At 63.2% G+C, this 24,389-nt stretch carries 18 protein-coding genes and 1 pseudogene; 8 read left to right on the top strand and 11 right to left on the bottom strand.

From position 1 onward, the window contains the following. Positions 1–284: 284 nt before the first annotated feature. From VT84_RS01620 to VT84_RS39415, 7 genes and pseudogenes are all read right to left on the bottom strand, one after another. Positions 285–1,562: an alpha/beta hydrolase family protein gene (locus tag VT84_RS01620; RefSeq protein ID WP_082838262.1), complete on the bottom strand. Its 1,278-nt coding sequence runs from the start codon at positions 1,560–1,562 to the stop codon at positions 285–287. Between the two features lie 273 nt (positions 1,563–1,835). Next, positions 1,836–3,800, bottom strand: a complete 1,965-nt coding sequence (locus tag VT84_RS01615) for a hypothetical protein (protein WP_082838261.1) — start codon at positions 3,798–3,800, stop codon at positions 1,836–1,838. A gap of 139 nt (positions 3,801–3,939) precedes the next feature. Further along, entirely contained in the window at positions 3,940–5,352 is a 1,413-nt protein-coding gene (locus tag VT84_RS01610) for a DUF1501 domain-containing protein (protein WP_082838260.1), read from the bottom strand. Positions 5,353–5,474: 122 nt separating this feature from the next. Beyond that, positions 5,475–7,124, bottom strand: a complete 1,650-nt coding sequence (locus VT84_RS01605) for a DUF1800 family protein (RefSeq protein ID WP_082838259.1) — start codon at positions 7,122–7,124, stop codon at positions 5,475–5,477. A gap of 190 nt (positions 7,125–7,314) precedes the next feature. Continuing rightward, the gene (locus VT84_RS39915) at positions 7,315–8,070 is read right to left on the bottom strand and encodes a YHS domain-containing protein (RefSeq protein WP_082838258.1); all 756 of its coding nucleotides are present in this window, start codon (positions 8,068–8,070) and stop codon (positions 7,315–7,317) included. Positions 8,071–8,437: 367 nt separating this feature from the next. Beyond that, a pseudogene (locus tag VT84_RS42080) lies at positions 8,438–8,605 on the bottom strand (carbon storage regulator); the annotation flags it as partial. 430 nt (positions 8,606–9,035) lie between these two features. Continuing rightward, on the bottom strand, positions 9,036–9,752 hold the full coding sequence (locus tag VT84_RS39415) for a hypothetical protein (protein ID WP_162271558.1): 717 nt from the start codon (positions 9,750–9,752) through the stop codon (positions 9,036–9,038). Between the two features lie 270 nt (positions 9,753–10,022). On the opposite strand from VT84_RS39415, the gene VT84_RS01580 reads away from it, so the two are divergent. Beyond that, positions 10,023–10,862 carry a hypothetical protein gene (locus VT84_RS01580; RefSeq protein ID WP_052561003.1) on the top strand — a complete coding sequence of 280 codons (840 nt, stop codon included), beginning with the start codon at positions 10,023–10,025 and terminating at the stop codon, positions 10,860–10,862. A gap of 148 nt (positions 10,863–11,010) precedes the next feature. Here the strand turns inward: VT84_RS01580 and VT84_RS01575 are convergent, their stop codons facing one another. Further along, positions 11,011–12,168, bottom strand: a complete 1,158-nt coding sequence (locus tag VT84_RS01575; protein ID WP_162271557.1) for a WD40 repeat domain-containing protein — start codon at positions 12,166–12,168, stop codon at positions 11,011–11,013. A gap of 385 nt (positions 12,169–12,553) precedes the next feature. On the opposite strand from VT84_RS01575, the gene VT84_RS01570 reads away from it, so the two are divergent. Further along, the gene (locus tag VT84_RS01570; protein ID WP_052561001.1) at positions 12,554–12,901 is read left to right on the top strand and encodes an HU family DNA-binding protein; all 348 of its coding nucleotides are present in this window, start codon (positions 12,554–12,556) and stop codon (positions 12,899–12,901) included. 187 nt (positions 12,902–13,088) lie between these two features. Here the strand turns inward: VT84_RS01570 and VT84_RS01565 are convergent, their stop codons facing one another. Next, a complete protein-coding gene (locus tag VT84_RS01565; RefSeq protein ID WP_082838253.1) occupies positions 13,089–13,958 on the bottom strand; it encodes a hypothetical protein in 870 nt (289 codons plus the stop codon). A gap of 18 nt (positions 13,959–13,976) precedes the next feature. Beyond that, the gene (locus VT84_RS01560) at positions 13,977–15,002 is read right to left on the bottom strand and encodes a histone deacetylase family protein (protein ID WP_162271556.1); all 1,026 of its coding nucleotides are present in this window, start codon (positions 15,000–15,002) and stop codon (positions 13,977–13,979) included. A 178-nt stretch (positions 15,003–15,180) separates the two neighbouring features. On the opposite strand from VT84_RS01560, the gene VT84_RS01555 reads away from it, so the two are divergent. After that, entirely contained in the window at positions 15,181–15,609 is a 429-nt protein-coding gene (locus tag VT84_RS01555; protein WP_052560998.1) for a response regulator, read from the top strand. Between the two features lie 326 nt (positions 15,610–15,935). Then, positions 15,936–17,123 (top strand): class I SAM-dependent rRNA methyltransferase, encoded by a 1,188-nt coding sequence (locus tag VT84_RS01550; protein WP_082838251.1) that lies wholly within the window; start codon positions 15,936–15,938, stop codon positions 17,121–17,123. A 139-nt stretch (positions 17,124–17,262) separates the two neighbouring features. Here VT84_RS01550 and VT84_RS01545 read toward each other — a convergent pair whose 3' ends face one another. Then, on the bottom strand, positions 17,263–19,974 hold the full coding sequence (locus tag VT84_RS01545; protein ID WP_082838250.1) for a fused MFS/spermidine synthase: 2,712 nt from the start codon (positions 19,972–19,974) through the stop codon (positions 17,263–17,265). A gap of 279 nt (positions 19,975–20,253) precedes the next feature. Between VT84_RS01545 and VT84_RS01540 the strand changes: the two genes are divergently transcribed. The 4 genes from VT84_RS01540 to VT84_RS01525 are packed head-to-tail and all read left to right on the top strand — an operon-like array spanning position 20,254 to position 24,037. Further along, a complete protein-coding gene (locus VT84_RS01540; protein ID WP_082838249.1) occupies positions 20,254–22,113 on the top strand; it encodes an Hsp70 family protein in 1,860 nt (619 codons plus the stop codon). A gap of 27 nt (positions 22,114–22,140) precedes the next feature. Beyond that, positions 22,141–22,635: a hypothetical protein gene (locus VT84_RS01535; RefSeq protein ID WP_082838248.1), complete on the top strand. Its 495-nt coding sequence runs from the start codon at positions 22,141–22,143 to the stop codon at positions 22,633–22,635. Then, on the top strand, positions 22,632–23,231 hold the full coding sequence (locus tag VT84_RS01530) for a hypothetical protein (protein ID WP_082838247.1): 600 nt from the start codon (positions 22,632–22,634) through the stop codon (positions 23,229–23,231). Before VT84_RS01535 ends, VT84_RS01530 begins: the two co-directional genes overlap by 4 nt. Next, positions 23,228–24,037: an ATP-grasp domain-containing protein gene (locus tag VT84_RS01525; protein WP_082838246.1), complete on the top strand. Its 810-nt coding sequence runs from the start codon at positions 23,228–23,230 to the stop codon at positions 24,035–24,037. Before VT84_RS01530 ends, VT84_RS01525 begins: the two co-directional genes overlap by 4 nt. Positions 24,038–24,389 lie beyond the last annotated feature (352 nt).

The following is a 24,389-nucleotide window of genomic DNA, read 5'->3' as shown; positions in this document are numbered from 1 at the left end:
CACATCATAAATCACGCGACTCATGAACACAAGTTCATATTCACAAAATATGAGCGAAGAATTTTGACAGGATTTACAGGATAAACAGGATCAAAACCACAGCCCCGGTCAAACGGGCTACATCCACGACAGCGGGATCGCACGTGCGTCTGTTTTGAATCCTGTTTATCCTGTAAATCCTGTCAAAATTCTTCTGTTATCTTCACCGGCCGGCTTACACCGGCCGTTCGCCGAGGCATTCGCGTGCCTGCTTTCTGTCCTCTGTCCTCTGTCCTCTGCTCGCCTCACTTCAGCCACTTGTCGGCGAACTGCGTGAACACCTTCCAATCATCGGGCGTCATGCTGTGCTTGCCCGCGCGAACAAAGTAGCCGAGGCGGTCGTCGCTCAGTTTGCCCTGCTCCGGCATTTTGTCCGCGACCGGCTTCGTATCGCTGTAGAGCTTGTACGCGGGCGCGGCGGCCGTCAGCACGTCGAACTGGCCGCTCGGGTTCGCCCACTGGTCGTCCTCCGCGTTGGTGAGGAGCACCGGGCGCGGGGCACAGATCGCGACGAGGGCGTGCTGGTCGAACGGGATCTTGGTGGTGTCGCCGCCGAACGCGCGGAAGTGGCCGCAGAACCAGTGCGGGAATGCGGTCGTGATGCGCTTGACCGTTTCCGCCTTCTCGTTCTTGCTGCGGCTCGGACCGGCCCCGCCGCACCCCGATTGGTGCGGAATCACTACCGCAATGCGCTCGTCGAACGCCCCGGCCAGCAGCGCCGTTTTGCCCAACCGCGAGTGCCCGACTACCGCGATGCGCTTCGCGTCGATGCTTTTGTCGGTCACGAGGAAATCGACGGCGCGGTGGCAGCCCCACGCCCACCACATGACGGTGGCCGTCTCATCGAGCAGGGCGTCGCCCTTGTAAACGGGCAACGTGGCCCGCATGCCCTCGCGCACGTCCGGGCGGTCGGGCTGGATATCGCCGCAGTAAAACGTCGCGACCGCGTACCCCTTCTCGACGATCTGTTGCAGCGGCCACGTACCGGGTTGCTTCCCGCGCCCCGCGGCGGTCGCCTTGTTCGTGCCCTTCTCGACGCCGGGGTAATTAGCCGGAACCCACGCGGTGGGGATGCGCACCTTTTCGTGCGACGTGAGCAAGTGGTTCCCACCGAAGTTCGGGCCGACGAAGCACGCGGCCGGTGCCTTCCCGTTGGGTGTGGCGATCAGCAAGTAAATCTTCGGCCACTGCGATTCGCTGAAGCTCACCTCGATCTCGCGGAGCGTTCCCGCGCCACCGAGGGCTTGTGCGTCCTCGAACAACACCTTCCCCGTCACCACGACCTTCACCGGTTCCATCAAGTGCGGGTACCGACCATACATGTAGTGCTGAAACAACTCCTTCAGCTCGGGGCGCCGTTTCTCTTCCCAGTCCTTCTTGCTGGTGATCTTGGTGCCGTCGCGCATCGCGAGCACGTCCGGGAATTCAGCGACCGATGGCAATTTGTCTGGTGGAGGCAGGTCCGCGGGCGTGGCAACGACAGTCATGACGAGGATTCCGAAGCCGGCGAGGGAGAGTCGCATCGGGAACGCGCTCCGACGAGGTGAGTGACTTACCGCACGGCGTTCCGTTTGCGCACACCCTGTTGAAATGACACGTTTGAGCCTTGATTTCGTGGCACAGGCCTCTGGCCTGTGGGATCGCTTCCACAGGCCTCTGGCCTGTGCCACGAGCAAAAACGCAAACTCTCAACACGGTGTCCACATCACAGACGCGCCGAACTTACTACGAAAACAAAGCGGGCCGGGGTTGCCCCCGACCCGCACAGTATCCGACGCGACCCGCGCCCGCAACGGTCAGAACACCAGCCCCAAACCGCTGAAAATGACGAGCGGCTCCAGCCCGATCACTTCGAGCGGCAGACTGAACGATTCGTTCACCTCGACGCGGATCGTTTTGCCGTCGTCGCGCGTCACGGTGAGGTTCGGGAACAGGTGACGGCTCAGCTCGTGCCCGTTCGGGACGAGCCCCACGTCGATCGGGTCGAAGTCGGTTTCGTTGTTCTCGCTGAACTGGTTCCGCAGCCCGAGCGTGCTGACCAGGAGCGGCCCGACGCAGCACAGATTCTGCACGGTGGACTTCGGGTTGCAGTATTGGAACCCGCACCCGTCCTGCGGCATCTTCGCGAGGCGCTTGACGGTCTCGGCCTCCGGCTTCCACTTTTCGATATCGCCCTTCGTGCGGAAGATCACGCCCTGCACCGCTTGCGGGTGCCCGGCGATTACGAGCCACTCGCCCACGATCGCGTAGGTGGGAGTGATGACGCCGAACCCGCGTGCGTAGAACTCGCGCACCTCGACGCCCTTCACCATCTTCTTCCGCACCTTGATCGGGCTGTTGGCGACCGCTTCGAGCGCGCGCTGCACGCGATCGGTCGCGGCCCGCACCTTCGCCGGATCTTTGCAGGACACGCAGACCACCGTGCCGAACACCGACAACCCTTCCGACGGGCTCTGGTACATCACGAACTTGTCGCCCAGGTGCGGCAGCAGATCGTCCTTCATCGAGATACCGAGAAACTTGTCCACCTCGCGCGCCATGAAGTCCTTGCGCGCCTTGATGATGTCCGACGGGGTTTGCTTCTTCCCACCATCCTCGACCCCGAAATCCTCGTTCATCGTGAGAAAATCGATGAGACTCAGGCCCGCATCGTAGGTCGCAGCCGGGTCGAGCCGGAGCGCGGAGAACCGGCTCACGTCCGGCGGCATCGGCGGCAGATCGTTCAGCCCGAAGGGTTGGTTCTTGAGCGCTTTCGCAAACCCCTTGCGCTCGCCGGGCACATCGAACTCGTACACCGCACGCGACTCCTTACCGTCGAATCCGGAGGTGAAGACGATCGCCTTCAGCCCGCCGATCCCGATCCCGTCGAGCCGCTCCTTCAACCCGGGTACGAACGGTCCCGCCAAACTCTTCGCGAGGCCGACGACTTTTTCAGTATCAACGAACCCGCGCGTGATCGTCTCGAACTCGCCCGTCTTCAGAGCGCGTTGGAACAGTGGGTGGCCGGTGATCCCGCCCTTCTTGGCGTTCGCTTCCATCTCCGTGATGATGGCCTCGGGCTTGCGCGTCCCGGTGTAGAAGACGAAGTGCTTGCCCTCGACCCACCACGCGACGTTTAACGAAACAGGCCCTTCGTCGTGTATGCCCAACTGGAACCCCTTGCGCCCCTTCACACTAAGCGATTCGATCTTGGCTTCGGCCTTGCGCATCAGGAGCCGGAGGGAGCCGAACAGCACCTCGGCCTTGTCGCCCGAGTCCGGCACGATGACGATCAACTGCGCGTCCGGCAGGATCGCGTCGGTGCTCGGCAACTTCCCGCTCAGCAGCCCGGTGAGCGCGCCGCCCACGCCCCGAATCGTCGGTGCGGGCTCGCGCACTTCCCCCGCGACGATCACTCCCCGATCCGTGATGAGATCGATGAGCTTCTCGGCCGACTTCAGGTCGACGAGGTTCGATTTGAGTTCCGCCGGCGACTGGCCGTCGAGCAGCGGATCGGCGAGCACGGAGGAACCGATCAACTTCGGCCCCTTAGCAACTAGCGCGCGAACGCTGTCGCCGGTCGGTCCGGCCATCACCGACCCCCAAACCGACTTCTTGTACGCCTCGTTGTGGGCCGTGATGCCGTCCCAGCGCACGTAAAACTGCGTCGTGGGCGGGAGGAGCCGTTCGGGTGCGGTATCGGATGCGGGCGACCCGTCCGCCGCGAAAGTCGGAGACGCGAAAGCCAGCGCGACCAGCGCCAGCGCGAGCGAACGGGGCATGGGAACTCCGGTCCGGGAAGATGAAGGGGTGAGAGGGTGAAGGGGTGAGAAGGGCGAAGCGGCGAGAGAATAAAGGTGAGGCGACAGAAGCGCGCTCCTGCCTTTCCCCCTTCGCCCTCTCGCTCCTTCACCCCTTCTCTTACATCTTCTCCAGCGGGGGCACATCCTCTTTCACCGGAGGTGCGCCCGCTCCCGGAAGAGGCGCATCGTCCGGGACCGCGCCGGGCGGGAGCGCATTGCCGGACTTGCTCGGCCCCGAGCCGGCCGGCGCCTTCTTCTTGCGGTCGATGAGCGGGAGCTTCTCGAACTTGTCGTCGAGGACGCCGCGACTGTCTACTTCGAGCCAGTCGTCGAGCAAAGTGGCGTACACGCGGCGGAAATCGGTGTGGTACTTGATGTCGCCGTCGGTGAGGTCCGAGAGGCTCGGGTGCTTGCCCACCAGCCCGCCGACGACCTGCGAACCCGCCAGGAACATGCACGAGCCGCTCCCGTGGTCGGTCCCGCGGCTGCCGTTCTCCTTCACCCGGCGCCCGAACTCCGAGTACGTCATCACGGCGACGCGCTCCGAGTGCTCCGCTTGCAGCCCGTTGAAGAAGTTGCCGATAGCGCTCGACAGTTCGCTGAGTAACTTCCCGTGCATCTCGGCCTGCCCGGAGTGCGTGTCGAAGCCGCCGAGCTGGACGTAATAGAGCCGAGTACCCAGCCCCTTCTGGATGAGGCGTCCGACGAGGCCGAGCTTGCCGCCGAGCGTGTTGAGGTCGTCCGGGTCGCGCTGCACGACGCGACCGCCCACGAACTCGTTGGTCCGCCCCTGGCCGCTGCCGCCCGCTTCGCGGAGCGCGTCGTCGATCTTCTTGAGGCTCGTGTACGTTTGGAGCTGGCGCTTCCGGACGAACGACGCGAGGTCGGCCTTACCCGTGTCCTTCTCGCCGTTCAGGTCTTCAATGAGCGCCTTGCGGTTCGCCTGATTGCCCGTCAGTTGGAGCTTGAAGCTCGCGCGATCGGCAAGACTGATGACGCCGCCGTCCGCGCCCTGCATCGCGACGGGAAGGCGCTCGTTCCCGAGGTACATCCCCGGCACGCCCGCGTCCTTGATGCTCATGCCGGGGATGCTGCGTGCGAGCCAGCCGCTCGTGTGCCCGCGCTTCGGGTCGGCGAGCTGCCAGATGTCCATGCTCTCAAAGTGCGAGCGGTCCGGGTTCGGGTACCCGACCCCCTGAATCACTGCGAGCCGCTTTTCGTCGTACAGGCGCTTCAGCTCGTTCATGCGCGGGTGCAGTCCGTGGTAGTCGTCGAGCTTCTGCACTTCCTTCTTGCCGAACGCGAGCGTGGGGCGCGCCTTGTGGTAGAGGTCGTCGCCGTAGGGCGCGACGGTGTTCAGTCCGTCGTTCCCGCCGGTGAGTTCGATCACCACGAGAACGGTGTCCTTCTTCTTGTCTTCCTTCTCCGCGGCGCGCGCGGTCGAGGCGAGGAACTCCGGCACCACCCCACCGACGGCGAGCAGGCTCGATGTGCCGAGGGTGGTCTTTAGGAAGTCGCGTCGGGTGGACATTGGCGAACCTCGGTGAAAGGGATTGGGCGAACCCCGACCGCAAGGTCGGGGGTAGTAAACCGTAGTGGCGCCCCGACGCAGCGGGGCGGCGATACACCCCGACCGCAAGGTCGGGGTTCGCCCTAGTTCAGTTGGTATTCCGGCAGACACATCATCGCGTGGTAGGCTTCGCGAACGCGCGCCTTGAACTCCGGCGAATCGAGCTTCACGTCTTTCGGATCGAGCGGTTTGGGCGGCTCCGCCTTCTTGGGCTTGGGTTCGGATTCCGTTTTGGCCTTTGGCCCGTCCGCCGATTTGGTCTCGGGAGGGGTTAGCCCCTTACTCTTTGGCTTCGGTCCCTTCGGGGCCGCGGGTGCAGCGCCCGCTGTGGGGCCGGGCGTCAACAGGAACGTTTCGAGCTTCTTGACCTGCGCGGGAGCGGCCGCTTCGCCGTAGAGCAGCGTGCTCATTTGCTTCACGACCGCCGCAATGTCCTTGGGATTCGCCGCGAAGATCGCGGTGCAGATGTCGTGCTTCGCTTCCGGAGCCGGCGGCGGAGCGGGCTCGCTCGGAGGGGCGTCCACTTTCGTCGGCTCGGCGACGAACCCGAACTGCTGCGACGGGCGCGGGCGCCCATTGCGGCTCCATTCGCCGACCGCGACCTTCTCCGCGAAGTTGTTCCGCGCGAGCAGCGTCGCGCTGTTCAGCCAGTCGGTCCCGGTGCGCCAGCCCTTCACGTTCGGCGGCGCAAACAGCGCCTGCCCCATCTTCGCGAGTGGATCGACCACGTCGGAGAGCGGGATGCGCTCTCCGACCGCACTGCGAACCGCGCCCAGCGCGCATTCGACCGGCCACTTCACGCACTTGTGGTAAGCGTGCTCGCTGAAGAACAACCGCGAACCGAGGATCGTCTTCACAAGGGCCGCGATATCGTAATCCGATTTGCGGAACTGGTCCGCGAGCGGCGCCAGCAGCGCCTTCGGCGGGGGCGTTTCGCTCACGAGGAACGAGTAGAGTTTCGACACCAGGAACGTCGCACACGCTTGCTGATCGCAACAGAGGCGAACAACGTCCTCGCCGGTCCACTTACCCGTTTTCCCGAAGACCGTCTTGCTGCCCTCGTCGTGTAGTTCGTGGTTAAACTCGAACTTCAGCACCTCGGCGTCGTGGTGCCAGCCGGTGAGTGCGCGGGCCGCTTCCTGAATGTCCTTCTCGGTGTAATTGCCGACCCCGAGCGAGAACAGTTCCATCACTTCGCGGGCGTAGTTCTCGTTGGGCGCACCCTTCACGTTACGGTTGGAGTCGAGCCACACCAGCATGGCCGTGTCCCTGCTCATATCGAGCAGGAACGGCCGGAACGCTCCGAGCGCGTGCTTCCGAATGGTGACGTTCTGTTCGTACATCAGCTTCGTGCTGCGCACCTTCGCGTAGCTGGTGGCGAAGTGGTTGTGCCAGAACAGGGCCAGCTTCTCGCGCAGCGGGTACCCGCCCTCCGTCATCGCGTAGAGCCACCACACGCGGAGGCTCACCGGCTCGGTGTAATACTTGCCCGTTTCGGTGAGCAGTTCGAGGCGGTCGGCCGCGTCCGCGTCCCCCGTCATGAAGTGTGAAAGGGTTTTGCTCAAACCCTCAGCGAGCGCCTTGTCTGTTTCGGCGGGCGTCGCGCCAAACCCGGCGCGGCGGAAGAGGTGCGCGACCCACTTGCGGTTCCACTCGCCGTTGGCCGGTTTCCACGGCGCCCACGCCTCACGCGGATCGACCTTGGCCAAATCAGAGGGGAGGGCTTCCGCCATGAGCGTGCTCCGAGAAGCAACCGGCGCTCGGCCGGTCGGGGGATCGGACTGGCGACCGCATTATTGCCGCCGGGGAGCGGACTTCAAGTTCCAAGTTGCGGGTTCCGCGTTTTGCGCGCGGGATCGAAACCAAGTAATTCGCGTCGCCTCTTGAACTTGGAATTCGGAACCCGGCGCGCGAATTCTGGAACTATTGCTTCTTCGCTTTCGCTTCGGCTTCCTTGATGTACTTTTCCGGATTCTCTTTGAACTCGTCGCGGCACCCGGAGCAGCACACCCAGTAGTCCTTGCCCTTGTAGCTCACCTTCATCGTGCCCAGTCCGCCGCTGACGATGCACTCCGGCCCCTTCGTGGTGGCCGCGAACGGCTCGCCCTCTTTGGTCGCACCCACTTGGTACTTCTTGCTGTAGGCGACTGTCGTTCCTGCCGGGCGCGTTTCCAATCGGTAAAGATGACGATTGCTGTGCAGCAGGCTGAAGACGATCCGCTGGTCTTCGGTGGTCGGACCGTCGGTGCGGGCGAGCGTGAGCACTTTGTCCTTGTCGGTCAGGCCGCCGACGAAGGTCGCGGTGGACTTGTCAACGGCCGTCAGTGTGAGTGTGAACCGCGGCGCTGCCTTCGTGTCCTTATCTGGGGTGTAGCGCAGCTCGCCCTTCGTGAAGTGCTTTCCCTTCTTGAACGTAACGGCCAGCCACGCATCCTGGTCCTTGAACTTCCACTCCCACGCGACCGTCTCTTCCCACGCGCCGGCCGCGCGCTCTTCCTTCGTGCCCTCGGGCATCCCACTTCCCTTCCAGGAACCGACTAACACGTTAAACGGCTGAAGCGCCTCCTTGGGGGCAACCGTTTTCGCCGGGTCACACTGGTCGCTCGGGGCTGGCTCAAAATGGCCCACAGGGTGGTCAGAAATGACACAGCTAACCACCAGCAGAATCGCGGTGAGCATGCCGGCTCCCAAGGTGTGGAAACGACGGAGTCCCCGGGTGGTTCTCCGGAATGACGACGCGGACGGCCAGGGATTTCAAACAGGTGAAAGAAAGAAAGCCCGCGCGAAGGCGCGGGCATTCATTTCTCATTGAAGAGAACTGTTGAGGCGAATGACGTGCGGAGTTGTAACCAACAGCGCGATTAGCGACCTAGCGGGGCTTGCGCGGCAGCCGGTACTTGCTCAGCTTCCCGAGCGGCGGCACCGTGGCCGGCGCCACTTGCGGCGCACCAACTGGAGCCGTGCTGATGGTGGTCGTGTCCGGGCCGCTGCTAATCATCGTGTTCTGGGAGTCGATACCGACTTCGCCACCCACGGCCGCCAAAACGTCGGCGGATTGTTCGATCTTGTCGTGGATTTCCTGGCGATCGACACGCACGTGCGGTGGGGCTTCGATACCCAACTTTACGCGGCCGGGGCCGACATTAACCACCGTGATCTTGATGTCTCCGGCAATGATGATAGATTCGCCGGGGCGCCGAGTGAGAACGAGCATGAGATGTCCCTCCTGGATGGTGCCGGCAGGCGGGTGAGGTTGGTATTGCCCCCGCCGGCGTTCCTCATTACTAGAGTCTACGACACAATTCTCCGCATCTTGCAGGCCGGACTCATTTTTCTCTCAAGTTCCGTCCTGCTGTTACCGAGACGTTACTATCCGCCCGCCTCCGAACCGATGTCGGTTGCGAGCGAAAGAAACATTAGCAATTCCGAAGCCAACATAAATATAGACGCAGGAAGAGGCCAAATGTTTCTCGTTCTGCGGAAAAAAGATACCGTTCTGTGTGTCAAAGCACACAGAACGGTATTGGGAGTCAATTTTTTGAGGCTATAGCAGAATTATCTGAACGTCGAGCACTCAGACGACGTACAAACACGCGCACGGAGGTTCGTGAACGGGCACCCGAGTGCGCAGGTCGCGTCGGGCGTCACTTTCCGAGCGTTGATTGGAGCGATTTCAGCCGGTCTGCTCCTTCTCCCGCTTTGAAGGGGTTCGGAGGCGGGGCGCCCGCGCCCATCCCTCCGCCCCCCATCCCTCCACCGCCCATTCCGCCACCGCCCCCACCGGGCCACCGGTAGCCGGCCGCCTCCAGCGTTTCCTTGTTGGCTTCAAACAACTTGAGTAGCGCGTCCAGTTTGCTCTTCGCGTCCTCTTCTTTTAGGTCGTCAGCCGCTTCCAAGCCGGCGAGCAACTCCTTGGTTTGCTTCTTCTGGTCCGCGGTCAGTTCGACCACGAGCGGTTTCTTGGTAAGCGCATCGAGCTTGTTCACGAGTTGCGTGAGCTGGAACTTGGCACTCGGTCCCCTCTGACCACCAGGAGCGCCTCCACCACCTCCGCCACCGAACCCACCGCCACCAGGCCCACCTCCCCCTCCGCCACCACCTTTCGCCCCTCCACCCTTTCCACCCCCTCCGCCTCCGCCACCCTTCCCACCCTTTCCGCCTCCACCACCGCCGGGCATGCCGCCCTTCCCACCTTTGGGATCACCGCCCTTCTCCTCGTCCCCGCCGGGTGCGGCTGCGGCCTGTTGGTCCGGCTTGCTCAGACTGTACGTCATGACGACCCCAACAAGGCCGCCCCCGAGTAAGAAGCCAACGATGCCGGTCGCAATCGCAACCGGCACCTTCGCGGTGAAAACTGCCATGAGCGACTTCCCAATAACTGAGGGAGGAATGAACCCGCCGTCATTGAGTCCGGTGGCACTCACGAACGCAAGTTAAAAATGGAAGCGGCGTGAGACTCTCACCGATGGCTCATACCAATGCGTGCTGATGGAGACGGGAAGCGCGAGAACTCGCGCTCTACGCGAACGAGCGTGTCGGTCGGGCGGCGTTATTTCTTTGACTTTTTTCCTTGCTTGGAACACACCTCTCGCTATCGTTCGCGGGCCATCACCATTACCGAGGGATCACGGATGAACCTGCGACTCCTCTGCGCTCTTTTTGTTGCCGGAACGCACCTGGCGCCCATCGCGGCGGCTGAGCCGGCCTCCACCCGGACCGCGACCGCGCCGCTGGTCACCTTCGAGGTGCGAGTCGTCCGGGTGTCCGCTGAACCCGGAGCCGTACTGAAAGCGGTGAAGCCGGAAGAAGGCGGCGTTGCGTTCCTGTCCGACGAACAACTCAAAGCCCTGTTCGCCGACGCACAATCCGATCCGCGCGCGAACATCCTCTGTACGCCGAAGGTGGTCGCGTCGAGCGGCGAACCCGCAACGGTCCGGGTCGGCAGCAACCGTGAGTTCGTCACCGGGCTCGAAGCCCGGCAGGTAAAAGGGAGCGTCGCACTGGTCGCAAAGAAGACGGTAGTCGAACTGGGCGACGTGCTGACCGTGTGTGGGAGCGTGTCTGCCGATCGCCGGTCCGTGTCCGTATCCACGGGGTACACGAACACGAGCCTCGCAAGCGACCTCATACCTCTCGTCCCGGTCACGACCCAGACCCCGGCAATGAACGGAGGACCGGCGATCCCGTTCACTCAGTTCCTTCAAGCCCCTCAAGTACGGACAATCGCGATCGAGAAGAAGGAACTGTCCCTACCGTCGAACGGGCATGTGGTGATTACCGGACCGGTGACGACGGTGGAAGAACGCACCGAGTACGGTCCCCCGGTGCTTTCCAACATCCCGTACCTCGGGCGCCTGTTCAAGTCAGTCGCGTATTTCAAACGCGAGGTGCGCACACTTCTCGTGGTGTCGGCGCGCGTGGTCGAAGAAGAGCTCCCGGTCGCCCCGGCACCTCGCTCGGTTGGGCGATAAGGGCTCCGGGTGCCATCAAAAGCCGTTCCACCCTCGTTGGCACTCGCGGTTCGCCCAGAAAGCTCCAGGCGAACCGCGAGTGCCAACGAGCGGGTGGTGCTTCTCGCACCCAGTGGCTTTGGATTGCGGTCGGTCGAACGGTTCTGCTTCACACCTTCCACACGAGGACGGCGCCATCCGCCCCGCGAATCTGGGCGCGCCCGTCGGTCGTGAACGCGAGGGCGTTCGGCCTCGTGCCCTTTTGCGGCCACGTGCGGAGCAATTTCCCGCTCGTCACGTCCCACAACTTCACCGCGCCGTCCTCGCCACCAGATAGTGCGCGCGAACCGTCAGGCGCGAACGCCACGCACGTCACCCAGCCCGCGTGCCCCGGAAGGCGCCGAAGCTCCTTCCCAGTGCGGGCATCGAACAGGCGCAACTTGCCATCGTAACGCGAACCGCCCAGCACACGCGACTCGTCCGGCGAAACCGCGAGGACGCCGTTCGTCTCGTCGCGGAACCGGTCGGCGACCGACGGGACCGGAACCTCCACGAACTCTTCTGCTAGCGGCAGTTCCTGGTCGCGCAGCGTCGCGTGCAGTGCGTCGAGGCGCGACATCACTCCCGCGAGGGCGCTCGCGGCGTCTTCCTGTGCCCGTCCGATGCGCTCCAACTGCGAGAACGCGAGCCCTTGAAAGAGGCGCGGATCGTCCTCCACCGCGCGCCGGAAGTAGTACCGCACCGCGACCGCCAGCAGCGGGTCCGCGTTCGGGTCACCGGCGGGACGCAGAACCAGGAACGCCGCGAGCGTGCTGAACCCGCGTGCGCGCAGTTCGGCACCGATTTCGTCCGCGAGCACCCACTGCCCGCGAACAACGGCCGCCGGGTCGCTGAAGTGCGCGAGGTCACCGAGGCGCGCGGCGAGCGCGTTCGGGTCCGCGTCGCCACCGAGCACCCCCGACATGCGCGCCGTGCGCAGCTCATCCAGGCAGCGCACGGCGAAGTCGGAATCACTCGCGGCCCGGCCGTCGAACTGAGCATTCAGTAGGAACAGGCGCGCTTGCTCACGAAACGCCCGGTCATCGGCACGGTCCGCGAAGGCGAGCGCCGAATCGCCCGCGAGCACAAGTTCCAGTGCGTGCCACGCGCGAGTCGACGCAGCACCAAGGGCGTCGGTCACGCGCCGGCTTTGGTCGGTCAGGCGCTCGGTGAGCACGCGGGCAACGGCCGAAACCCCGTCGGAAACCGCCGCCGCACCCGCGGCCCGGCACGCGGCCGCGGCCAGCGGCCCCAGAGCCAACAGCGACACGCGCGAAACCAGGTTCATTCGGATCACTCCCTGCAACCCCAATAACCGCAACAACCGCACTCGCGGTTCCGGCACCATTAGGGGACGCCCTGGAGCGACCACCGGTTCGTGTCATCCTGTCCCGGCGGGTCCGATTACGCGGATTGTGCGACTTGTGCCAATGAGCCGAAGCTCACGTATCGGCTCAATACTTGCTGTGGGCGGTTCGGGCGTGGCGCAAGTAGCAGGTGTAGCGTTGCGGAAGCCTGAAAATTCAGGCGAAATTCGCTCCCGTGTGGGTCCGATGGTGGGAAATACTGGATATTTCCAGGGAAATTGCGTTGTCTTGTTGACAACCAACTGCAAAACCCCTTAGTTTTCAAGCAGTTTCGGATTTTCCCCTCACCCGTGTTGGAGTGCTGTCATGGCAAAGGCTGCGAAGGCCGCCCCGAAAAAGGCGGCGAAGAAGGCGATGACGAAGTCGCAACTCGTCGGTCACCTCGCGGAGAAGACGGAACTGACCAAGAAGCAGATCGAAGCCGTGCTGGGCGCGATCGTCGACACGGTCACGGAACAACTCAGCTCGAGCGGCCCGAAGAAGTTCGTGTTCCCGGGGCTGGCCCGCATGTCGCTGACGCAAGTCAAGTCGCGGCCGGGCGGCGAAGTGAAGAAGAACCCGCTCAACGGCAAGGAATACACCACGAAGGCGCGCCCCGCGTTCAACAAGGTGAACATCCGCCCGATCAAGGCGATCAAGAGCGCCCTCGCGTAAGGCACGAGCACTCACCGATCGATCACTCACGCCCGGCCCGCGCCGGGCGTCGGCGTTTTGGGAGGTTCAAAAGCGTTTTGACAGGATTAACAGGATCGACAAGATGAAAACCAAAGCCATTAAACCTTTTGGCTCTTATCCTGTCGATCCTGTTAATCCTGTCAAAACGCTTTCCCCACAACCCGTCTCACGGGCGCCCGAACTGAACCTTCGCACCGGTGACCTCGAACGAGTCGAGGAACTTGCGCACGTTGGCGTTGCCGGGACTCACGAACCGCCCGCCAGCAACGACGAGGTACAAGTACCGGTTGGAGATGACGATTCGCCCCACATACGTGCCGCCGTCTTCGTAGAGGTACTCGACCTCGCGCCCCGGGTACCCGGACACGGTCACGCGCTCGTCGCGCACAATTCGCTTGATTGCCCGGTCCTTCCTCATGTCGTTAACGGCTTCATCGAGCAGCGCCTGCTCGGTCATCGCTCGCTGACCGACCGGGGGAATTGGCATGTAAGAGATCAAATAGACCTCCCCGCGCTTCCACAGAATCCCGCCCTCGGCCCGCTGCCCCGGTTCCAGTTTCACTCCCGGAATCGGCATGTCCTTTTTCACGGGCATTGGCACATCGACCGCGAAACTGCCCTCGGCCGACTGGTGCTTGTGCCACTTCTCACCCGGAATGAGCAGAAACCCGCCCCCACAGCACGCACAGGTTCCCAGAAAGAGAACACCGAAAATGATGACGATCCAGAACAGTGGTCCGCGCCCCGGTGGAGGAGGCGGTGGCCGGCGCCGCCGGCGCGGGCGCGGCTCCTCGTCGTACTCGCGGTCGTATTCACGATCGTAGTCGTCGCGCGGCTCCCGGCGCCGCGGTTCGCGCGGCGGATCGGGTTCCGGGTACCGGTCGTCGATCGGGAGCGGCTCAACCGTTTCGAGCAGTGGCGGTTCGGGCGAGGGGAAAACGGCCTGACAATTCGGGCACCGGACGTCGCGCCCGACGCGGTCCGCGGACCCAATCATCGCGGTCCCGCACGTCGGACAGTTGAACTGGAACGCCATCGTGCCCCCGTCTCCGGATCAGTTCGCGTCGATCGCCTTCAGCCCCTCGGTCACGCACGCGCCGAGCGTCGTGAGATTGTAACCGCCCTCTTGCACGATCACAGTCGGCAAACCGATTTCGCGCACCGCCGTCCCCATTTCCGCGAAGAACTTTGTGGACAATTTGAAGCCACCAATGGGATCGGACTCGTGCGCATCAGCCCCGAACGCGAACACCAGGAACGCAGGCTTGAACCGGCGCACCGCCTCGACCGCAGCGGCGAGCGCCGGGCGATATTCCTTCACACCGGTGCCCGGAGGTAGCGGAAAATTCGCGTTCGCACCGAGTCCAGCCCCGGTCCCAGTTTCGTCCGCGAACCCCGAAAAGAACGGATACAGCCCGGCCGGGTCGCCGTGGACCGAAACAGTCAGAACATCCGCGCGCGAATAAAAGATGTGCTGCGTGCCGTTCCCGTGGTGAACGTCGAGATCGAGCACCGCGACCGATCCGCGGTTCGCGAGTCGCTCCGCTGCGACCGCGGCATTGTTGAAGTAGCAGTAGCCCCCACAACGGTCGTGTTCGGCGTGGTACCCGGGCGGGCGCGTCAGCACGTACACGCTCCGCTCGGCGCCTTCGGCGATCAGGTCCGCGGCGCGTGCGGCCGCATTCGCACCCCCGAGCGCGGAAGCGAACGTACCCGGAAGAATCGGTGTGTACGTGTCGAAACAGAACTGTCCCCGGAGGGCGCGCGTACCAGTTGCACGCGGATTTGGCCCGAACGGGAATACGGTGGGCCAGAGCTGTTTCGCGGCCGGGTCGCGTGCCCGCTTCGCCTCCGCACTCGCTTCGCGCAGGTACGTGATGTACGCCGCGTGGTGAATCGCTGCGACGCACTCCTCGCTCGGCTTCGGCGGCTCCTCGAAGCGGAATCCGCCCGCGGACTCCAGTGCCGCGCGGATCACCTCGAACCGCCCCGGCGCCTCATAAGAGGGGATGACCGCGCCGCCCTCCATTTCACCGGGCGGGACGTGGTCCGCGTGCTTCGGGTTCAGAATCACTCGCATTAACCGCCTCCGGCTCGATCGGTGCCTTCCCAAGTTAATCGAGAAAGCCAGTTCGCGCATCACCGCGTTCCCCTATTCCCAAAGGAAATCGCGAGTCCCGGAACGCGGAACTCCGCCGCCCGGTGGGGCGGAGCTTTCGTATAATGCTTATCGAGCAAAAGGTACACAAGAGGGCGCCATGCCGCGGATTCTGATTGCCGACGACAACCCGTCCAACGCGGACCTGTTCGACGCCCACCTCGACGGCACCGGGTTCGAGACGAAGCTCGTTTACAACGGCGTGGACGCGCTCGCCGCGGCCAGCGAGTGGAAGCCGGACCTGATCCTGCTCGACGTCATGATGCCGAAGATGAGCGGATTCGAGGTGTGCCGCCGGCTCCGCGCCGATCCCGCGACGCGCGACGTCTCCGTGTTGATGGTCACTGCACTCGACCAGGCCAACGACGTGGAGACCGCCGTGGACGCGGGCACGGACGACTTCATCACGAAGCCGATCAGCGGGCGGGAACTGGTGCTCCGCGTGAACGCGATGCTCGCCAGCCGCAACGAACCGACGCCCACCGACCGCGCACTCGCGTACATCGGGCGGGTGCAACAGGGCCTCTAGGCGAACGGCCGGTGTGAGCCGGCCGGTAATTGCTCCACACGGCACCACCCGCGAGCGTTAACGAACGGGTGGAGTGCGAACGTAAGAAGTATTTTTGACAGGTTTAACAGGATCAACCGGATTAAGTCCGAACACAAACTTGTCTTCGGAATCCTGTCGATCCTGTTAATCCTGTCAAAAATGCTTCTGCGTTGAAAATTTGCACCGGCCGGCTCACACCGGCCGTTCGCCCAGAAACTTCTGAGCGAACCGCGCGTGTCAACGAGCGGGTGTGTCTACGACTAAATCCACCGGCCGGCTCACACCGGCCGTTCGCCAGGACCACCATGTCTGCCAAAGTGATTCTCAAGGCCAAGCGCGCACAACCGTTCTTCGGGCGGCACCCGTGGGTGTTCGCAGGAGCGATCGAGCGCGTCGAGGGCGAGCCCGCGGACGGCGACGAGGTCGAACTCGTTTCGCACGGCGGGAACTTCGTCGCACGAGGGCTGTATAACTCGCAGTCCAAGATCCACGTGCGGCTCTACTGCTGGGAGCCCGATGTCCTGCTCGATCGGGCGTTCTTCCACAGCCGGATCTCGCGCGCGGTCCAACTCCGGCACGACGTCCTGAAGCTCAACACCCCGGGGGGCGGGTACCGGGTCTGCTTCAGCGAATCGGACTACCTCTCGGGCATGGTCGTGGACCGGTACGGCGACTGGCTCACGGTGCAGTTCACCGCTTTGGGGCTGGCGAGGCGCCGCGAGATCATTATTGACGTGCTCCGCGAGCTACTGAACCCGAAGGGCATCTACCTCCGCACCGAAAAGGGCATCGGCAAGCTCGAAGGCGTCGAGCTTCACGACCAACTGCTGTGGGGTGAACCGCCACCCGCGGACCTGAGCATCGCGGAAAACGGGATGCGATTCCTCGTGAACCTCACGGAAGGGCAGAAAACGGGGTACTACCTCGACCAGCGCGACAACCGCGCCGCAGTCGCCCGGTTGTGCGTCGGGAAGCGCGTGTTGGATGCGTTCTGCTACTCCGGCGGGTTCGGGCTGTACGCGGCGAGCGCCGGCGCGAGCGAAGTGCTAAGCGTGGACGCATCCGAACCGGCACTGGAACTGGCCCGTCGAAACGCGAATGCTAACAACCTGAGCAACATCACGTTCGCGAACGCCGACGTCTTCAAGCACCTGGGGGAACTGGTCGCGGCCGGGCGTCAGTTCGACGTGGTGGTCCTCGACCCGCCGAAGTTCGCGCGCAACCGCGCGGCCGTGCCCGAGGCACTCAAAGGATACCGCCGACTGCACCAACTCGCGCTGAAGCTGCTCGCGAAGGACGGGATTCTCGTCTCTTGCTGCTGCACCGGGCTGATCGCGATGACGGACCTGGAAGAACTGCTCGCCCAGGTATCAACCGAAGCGAGACGCGACCTGCAAATCATCGAGCGTCGCGGACCGGCCGCGGACCACCCGGTCGCGGTAACGTGCCGCGAATCCGGGTACCTCAAGTGCCTCGTCAGTCGCGTGCTGTAGTCCGTCACAAAGAAAGACTGAAAAGCGCCGCGGATGACACGGATCACGCAGATCAAACAAGAAGGGTTTCAACCCATTCTTCTTGTCTGATCTGCGTGATCCGCATTATCCGCGGCGCTTTTACTGCTCTATCACCCGGCTACTTGTAGCGCTGGCGGAAGACTTCAGCCATCAAGTTGTCGATGGGGCAGAACTGGTCGGTGAGGATGACGCCCGGTTCGCGGTCAGTGTACGGTTTGAGGCGCGCGGCCGGCACCTCGGCCGTGTAGATCCGGACGCCGTCGCGTGCCAAAGGTGTTGCCGAAAGTGTGATCGGCAACGCGGCTCGAATATCGGCGCCACCGGCCGTCCCAACGGCGAGCCCGGCCGCGAACCCCGGGGACAACTGATCGACCACCGCACCGTGAAGCTTGTCGAGGTCTAAGGGCTTATCGGAAGCGTAAATCACCAGCACCCGTCGCGTTTGGTCCCACGAATCGCCCGCGGCGGTCCCGGCCGGCGCGGGCCTCTCGGCGGTGAGCAACACGATGTTCTCCGCCGGGAACGTTTTGGTCAGGGTCGCCATCGCCGCCTTCCACAGTTTGCCGTAGGCGATCGAGTCGATGATGGTGAGCAGGTACGCGCCGCCGGGCTTCAGCGACACTTTCACCGCGTCGTTGTACTCCTTCGTCATCAGGTGGGCCGGGACCGAGAGGTCGTTCACCGCGTCCTGAATGACCAGATCGTATGAACCGGGCGCCGCCTTCTCCGAAACGAACTGGCGCCCGTCCATGTGAATCGCCTGAAGCCCCGGGTAGTCCCGCAACCCGAGGTGGTCGCGAGCGACCTGCGTCACCTTCGGGTCGATCTCCACCACGTCCACGTGCGCCTCGGGCATCATCTCCAGCGCGTACCGCGGGAACGTGTACCCGCCGCCGCCGATGACCAGCGCCTTCGGCTCGGCCGTTTGGGTGCGCGCGAGCCGCAGGAACTCCATCTGCGTGTGCTCGTGGTGGTAGTACAGGTACCCGGGGTCGTAGGGGTCGACGCTGGAGTGAACCAGGTGGTCCAAGGTGAGCTTCAACCGCGTGTTGAACGGGCTCTCGCGGGTCACCTTAATCGTGTAATAATTCGACTCCACCATGATCCCGGTGTCGCGGTTGGTGCGCGCGGTCAGGATGAACCCGCCGACGATCCCGCCGAGGACGATACTGAACAGGTAGAGCAAGGAATTGTTGTTCCACACCTTCGCGACAATCAGGCTGGTAACCGTTACGACGAAGGAGGCCGCGAGCAGCGTCCGGTTCATACCGGCGGCGGACAGGAGCACGTACCCCGCGGCGAACGTGCCGACGATCGCCCCGACCGTGCTCCAGGCGTACACGCGCCCCGCGACCGCGCCGGCCTGTGACACGTCGGGCACTGCGAGCCGGATCACCTGCGGGGACACCATGCCCAGCGCGAACATGGGCAGGAAGAACATGCTAAACGTCCAAACCAAAACCTGAACGACCGGATCCCACAACTCGAACAGGTGGTAGCGCGAGATCAGGGCCATCGTCACGAAGAGGAAGACCGTAGCCGCGCCGCCGGCGCACAGCGTCGCCGCGAGAACGGAGCGCGGGTCCGGCGCGGAACCCCGCTTCAGCGAGCCGAACACGAAGTACCCCAACAGGGCACCCAGTATCACCCCAATGCCCACGCCCGCGAGTAGCTGGATCCGCAGCTTCGGAAGCAGTTCGGGCACCTCCCCCCGAATAAACACCCGGATCTCGTCACCGCGTTCCTCGAACGCCTCATACGAGAGGGGCGCGTACTTCGCCCAGTTTTGGGCCGGGATGCCCAGAACATGTTCGACCACGGGTTGGTCCTGGTCGTAAGCAGCCACCAGTGCCACCACGCCCGCGACCGCAATGGTGCCCAGGAACGTGACCGCGCCGGCTAACCACGCCAGCGTGTTCTTTGGCCGGTCCGCGAACTGCCCACCGGTGAAGTTCCCCAGCGCTGTGCCGGCCAGCATCACGCCGATGATCCCGGTCCAGGTGAACAGCGACACGCCGAGGTACTGCGCGAGCACCCGCGACGCGGTCAGTTCGAGCGTCATCCCGCAGAAACTCGCGAGGAAGACGATCAGGTACGCCCGGCGGATGTCGGAGAAGGCGTGCGGGTTGAGGCCAGCGGACGCATCAGTCGCTTCCGTCCGCCCACCGTTCGTGGCTGCGTCCGGAGCCGATGGGGACGGCTTCACCACAACCAGCGCCACCATCGCCAACACAACTAGTGCCCCGGCTGAGAACAGGACCAGCGCGTTCACGGTGAACGTGGGAATCAAATAGAAGCCGGTAACGTAGTTCCCCACCAAGCAACCGAGCGTACTGAGCGCGAAGATCAGCCCCGCGACGCGCCCGGTGTGGGCCACGTCCGGCAGCCCGAGCTTGATCGCGAGCGGCGTGAGGAGGCTGAGCACGAAGCCCGCGGGCAGGCACAAGATCGCAGCCAGTACCGGAATGCGCGGTCCGAGCGGGATCGACTTGTAAGCCCCGTTCGACGCGAGCAATTGCGGGAACAGGAGCATCCACAGCGCCGCGACCACACCGACACCCAGGAGTATGGCGAGGGTCTTCGGGGACGGGTAGCGGTCCGCGAGCCGGCCGCCGAAGGCGTTCCCCAGTGCGATACCCGCGAGGAACACGCCGATAATGGACGTCCACGTTTCCAAGCTCGAACCGATGTACGGCGAGAGCAGCCGCCCCGCGACCAACTGGAGCACGAGGAGGGCGGCGTTCGCGAAAAAGATGATCGCCCCGACACCGACGAGCCGGCCGACCGGCAACGGGATCGGGGCACTAACCGGAGCGGGTGCGCTACTCATGTGGTGTTCAAGGTCCGGTAGTGCGGGTGGTGCGTTGCACGCAAAGCTACGTTTGGAACCACCGAACGGCCATTCGGTTCCGCCGGAACGGTAGAATGTCGAGGTAGTGATTGGTATTTGATGGTGCGTGTTTCGTGTTCCTCTCGTTCTGGCGCGGAGCGCCGGGCGCCTCTCCCAGCGCTTCGTCACGGCCCGAACAGAGCCTGCGACCGACGGACACAAGCCCCACCGCCGAACACCCGGTCCTAAACACCGAACCCTCCACACTGGGGACACGCAATGTCTTCGCGCTTTGTCGTCGGTATCGACCTGGGAACCACCAACAGCGCGCTGGCCTACGTAGACACCGGCGCGGGCAAGGACGCGAAGGTCACCCCGTTTCCCATTCCGCAAGTTGTGGCGCAAGGTTCGGTCGAGGACCGGCCACTGCTGCCGTCGTTCCTGTACCTGCCCGGCGACGGGGAGCAACCGGCCGGCGCGATGAAGCTCCCCTGGGACGCCAAGCGCGATTACTGCGTCGGCGAGTTCGCCCGCGCGTTCGGGTCGCAAGTACCGACGCGGTTGGTCGCGTCCGCGAAGTCGTGGTTGTGTCACCCGGGTGTGGACCGCAAAGCTCAAATCCTTCCGCACCGCGCCCCGGATACCGGCGCCCGAAAGGTGTCGCCGGTCGACGCCACCACGCGCTACCTGAAGCACATCGCGGAAGCGTGGAACCACGTCATCGCAAAGGAAGTCGCAGCGAACCGGCTCGAAGCCCAGGACATCGTGCTGACCGTACCGGCTTCGTTTGATGCCGGCGCACGCGAACTGACCGTCGAAGCTGCGCGCGCCGCGGGCTTCGAGCACCTCACGCTCTTGGAGGAGCCGCAAGCGGCGTTCTATGCGTGGCTCGACCGTACCGGCGACGAGTGGCGCAAACAGGTATCCGTCGGCGAACTGGTGCTGGTCGCGGACGTGGGCGGCGGAACGACCGACTTCACGCTCATCGAAGTCGGCGAAGAGGACGGCAACCTGGCCCTCACGCGCCTCGCGGTCGGCGACCACCTGTTGCTCGGCGGCGACAACATGGACCTCACGCTCGCCCACCACGCGGCCCAAACGCTGGCCGCGAAGGGCACGAAGCTCGACGCGGGCCAGATGGTGCAACTCACTTACGCCTGCCGCAACGCGAAGGAAGAGCTTTTCGCGCGCCCCAAGCTCCAGAGCGCGCCGGTAACGGTACTGGGCAAGGGCCGGTCGATCGTCGGCGGCACGATCAAGCACGAACTCACTCGGGCCGACGTCGAGAAAGTGCTCGTCGACGGTTTCTTCCCGGACTGTCCGCGCGACGCAACACCCGGTTTGGGGCGCAGCTCGGGTCTTCAGGAACTTGGTCTGCCCTACGTTGCAGATGCGGGCATCACCCGACACCTCGCGTCGTTCCTGGCGCGTCAGGCAGAAGCGCTCGCGAACCGTGAATCGACGACTGCAGCCAGCAAAAAGAAGAAAGCCACTTCGGACGCGGCCAGCATTCCCGGGGCGATTCTCTTCAACGGTGGCGTATTCAAAGGCGACGTGCTCCGCACGCGGATGCTGAACGTTCTGGGCAGTTGGGCCAAATCCGCCAAGGCCGACCCGACTCGTGATCTCCCCGGCGCGGACCTCGACCTCGCGGTCGCACGCGGGGCGGCCTACTACGGCCTGGTGAAGCGCGGAAAGGGCGTGCGCATCCGCGGGGGAACGGCCCGTGCGTACTACATCGGCGTGGAAACGAACATGCCCGCGGTACCGGGGTTCGCGCCGCCGATCAAGGCGATCTGCGTCGCGCCGTTCGGCATGGAAGAGGGCACCGAAGCCGACATCCCGAGCTATGAAGTCGGCGTCCGCGTGGGTACGGAGGCGGAGTTCCGGTTCCTCGGCTCAACGGTCCGGCGCGACGACGGCGCGGGCGTGGTGGTCGAAGAGTGGGAGGGGCAGATCGACGAACTGTCCCCTGTGAAGACCACTCTTGAAGCAAAAGGCGCAGCGGCCGGCGGTCAGGTCGTGCCGGTCCACTTGCACAGCAAGGTAACGGCGGTGGGGCAACTGGAACTGTGGCTACAATCGCGCGACGGCAAGAACCGCTGGAAGCTGGAATTTAACGCCCGCGAGGGGAAGTAGAATAGCTGAATACAGGAGGGCAAAACGATGGGCAAGCTCAGAGATCTGTTGCAAACGGAGGCCGATAGATACCGCAATGAAAAGACCAAGCGTCAGCAAGCACTAAACGAGTGGCTAGAATTATTGAACAGCTTATTTGCCCAGATCGATTCTTGGCTGAAAGCGAGTGACCCAGACAATTTGCTTGAAATTTTGTCCGACGAACTCGTCGCTAACGATCCCGCGCTCGGAGAGTATAAGGCGCCGATGCGCCGAATCACACTCGGGAAAACGTCCGTGGAAATCGTTCCACGAGCACGTTACGTGATCGCCACCATTCAGCCCCCAAACGAACAACCGGTTCGGGCGCACGGATTGGTAGAAATTCGCTCACGCGGTTTCGCGACCCACAATTTGTATCAGCTCCCCGGCGGGCTCTGGTACATTTTCGATCGCTCCAGCCCACTCAGCACTGGAATCAACGCAGTAGAGCCACTCAATGCGGACCGCTTTGAAGCGGCCCTCGCGAGCCTGCTGCGATGAAAACTCTGGATGAAGCTTGGGCGTGGTACCGTGCCGTGGCAGAAAGGGCGAAGCGGCTCACGCACTTAGCGAAATTTTGGGACGGCTTCCCGTGGGATCAAGAACACGATTGGGTAGAGCAAGTTGCAAGAGACAGCGTTCTGCGGCAAGTCGCCGCCAACCAGATGGAAAAGGACGCACAGTTAGTCACGAACGAACTTGATGATCTCGCGGTGCTCCTCCTGTTCTCAGTTTTTGAAGCAAATGTACGCGATCTGGTTGAAATGCAAGTACGTCCCGAAGTCGACAAACTCTTACATCCGGCACTACGTAGCGCCGGCGAAGACGTGCTTCAAGCAATCACCGAGGGCAGTTTCTTCCGTGTACTAGAACCGTTCAAGTCGCAAGTCAGCCACTACCTCATCGAAACGGTCAACCAAGTCAGGCGCTACCGCAATTGGGTTGCCCACGGCCGCCGACCCCTCAAAGAGGATGAACAATTGGCAAGCGTCCAGCCAATCGAGGCGTACCAGCGGCTGAAGCGTTTTCTTGAACACCTCGCTCCTCCCCCCAATGTCGCAGAAGAAGCCCAAGCACAAGAGCACCCTCCCACGTGACTCTTCCCGTTTGGCTCATCGAGTCCGGCGTGTACGGTTCCGAGATCGAGCCGTTTGCGGCCGAGGTGAGGCGCCAGGGGATGGAATGCCGGTTCGTCACGTACCGCGAGATCGTGAAGGGACCGCCCCCGCTGCCGCCCGGTTCGTGTGCGATCACCTACGGCACGTACCCCACCGTCCGGCACGCGATACTCCGGCTCGGCTGGACGCCCGGCGGGTGGTGCTCGCCGGAGAACCTCGATTGCACGGCATACTACCCGCACTTCGCCGATTTTCTGCTCAATCAACGGCACGAAATCATTACGGGTGCGGGCGCGATTCGCGAGAAGGAGAGACTGTTTCATACGTTCGGCCGCAACGGGTACGTGTTCGCGCGGCCCACGAGTGTTCACAAGCTGTTCGTCGGGCGACTGATCGCGGAAGACGACTTCGAGACCGCACCCGCCCCGACGCGGTACGATCCCGAAACGAAGATCGTGGTCGCGGGGCCGCGCGAACTCGGAGCTGAATGGCGGTTGGTTGTTGCGCACAACGAGGTGATCGCCGCGAATCGGTACGCGGAAGGCGGCACCAGATCCGTTGCCGCGGGCTGCCCGAACGAAGTGCTCACTTTTGCCAATGCAATGTTTGAAACGGTCGGATGGCGACCAGACGATGTCTTCATGCTCGATGTGTGCGAATCGACCGATGGCTTACGACTCGTCGAACTGAACAGTTTTAGCTGTTCGTGGATTTATGCGTGCGACCTAGTTAGCATTATTCGCGCCACATCTCAATGCGCAATAAATGGGCGATTATACAAATAACGTGTGCTATGCGCTCGGTTCCTGAGCAATCTGCGCCATCTATCACTTCAACACTATACGATCTAATAGTTATCGCCTCATCTGAAACACGGGCCGGAGATGTGAAATTGGTGAAAAATGCGATTGACGTGCAGCGAAATTGGACGAAAATAGTATCGGTTACCGCGGAGAATGTTTTAACTGTTGATGACTCGCTTTGTGGCTTTGCAAGCCACATGTATCTGCCATCAACTCTCTCTCTCCTCCGCCCCACCCTCCCGGTCTTTTTGCTCTTTTTTCGTTCGCCGGTACAGCCGGCGTAATCGGGAGCCCGTTTAGGTACGCCGAAAGCTATTTCTGCTTATTCTCTTTC

Origin of the sequence: Gemmata sp. SH-PL17, assembly GCF_001610855.1 — a bacterium.
GTDB classification, from domain to species: Bacteria; Planctomycetota; Planctomycetia; order Gemmatales; family Gemmataceae; genus Gemmata; species Gemmata massiliana.
Note: the sequence above shows the minus strand (reverse complement) of the source record. Positions and strands in the feature narration are given on the sequence as shown.

Coding starts and splice junctions, on each gene's coding strand:
- VT84_RS01620 (WP_082838262.1), bottom strand. CDS start 1,562: ATGCGACTCTCCCTCGCCGGCTTCGGAATCCTCGTCATGACTGTCGTT.
- VT84_RS01615 (WP_082838261.1), bottom strand. CDS start 3,800: ATGCCCCGTTCGCTCGCGCTGGCGCTGGTCGCGCTGGCTTTCGCGTCT.
- VT84_RS01610 (WP_082838260.1), bottom strand. CDS start 5,352: ATGTCCACCCGACGCGACTTCCTAAAGACCACCCTCGGCACATCGAGC.
- VT84_RS01605 (WP_082838259.1), bottom strand. CDS start 7,124: ATGGCGGAAGCCCTCCCCTCTGATTTGGCCAAGGTCGATCCGCGTGAG.
- VT84_RS39915 (WP_082838258.1), bottom strand. CDS start 8,070: ATGCTCACCGCGATTCTGCTGGTGGTTAGCTGTGTCATTTCTGACCAC.
- VT84_RS39415 (WP_162271558.1), bottom strand. CDS start 9,752: ATGGCAGTTTTCACCGCGAAGGTGCCGGTTGCGATTGCGACCGGCATC.
- VT84_RS01580 (WP_052561003.1), top strand. CDS start 10,023: ATGAACCTGCGACTCCTCTGCGCTCTTTTTGTTGCCGGAACGCACCTG.
- VT84_RS01575 (WP_162271557.1), bottom strand. CDS start 12,168: ATGAACCTGGTTTCGCGCGTGTCGCTGTTGGCTCTGGGGCCGCTGGCC.
- VT84_RS01570 (WP_052561001.1), top strand. CDS start 12,554: ATGGCAAAGGCTGCGAAGGCCGCCCCGAAAAAGGCGGCGAAGAAGGCG.
- VT84_RS01565 (WP_082838253.1), bottom strand. CDS start 13,958: ATGGCGTTCCAGTTCAACTGTCCGACGTGCGGGACCGCGATGATTGGG.
- VT84_RS01560 (WP_162271556.1), bottom strand. CDS start 15,002: ATGCGAGTGATTCTGAACCCGAAGCACGCGGACCACGTCCCGCCCGGT.
- VT84_RS01555 (WP_052560998.1), top strand. CDS start 15,181: ATGCCGCGGATTCTGATTGCCGACGACAACCCGTCCAACGCGGACCTG.
- VT84_RS01550 (WP_082838251.1), top strand. CDS start 15,936: ATGTCTGCCAAAGTGATTCTCAAGGCCAAGCGCGCACAACCGTTCTTC.
- VT84_RS01545 (WP_082838250.1), bottom strand. CDS start 19,974: ATGAGTAGCGCACCCGCTCCGGTTAGTGCCCCGATCCCGTTGCCGGTC.
- VT84_RS01540 (WP_082838249.1), top strand. CDS start 20,254: ATGTCTTCGCGCTTTGTCGTCGGTATCGACCTGGGAACCACCAACAGC.
- VT84_RS01535 (WP_082838248.1), top strand. CDS start 22,141: ATGGGCAAGCTCAGAGATCTGTTGCAAACGGAGGCCGATAGATACCGC.
- VT84_RS01530 (WP_082838247.1), top strand. CDS start 22,632: ATGAAAACTCTGGATGAAGCTTGGGCGTGGTACCGTGCCGTGGCAGAA.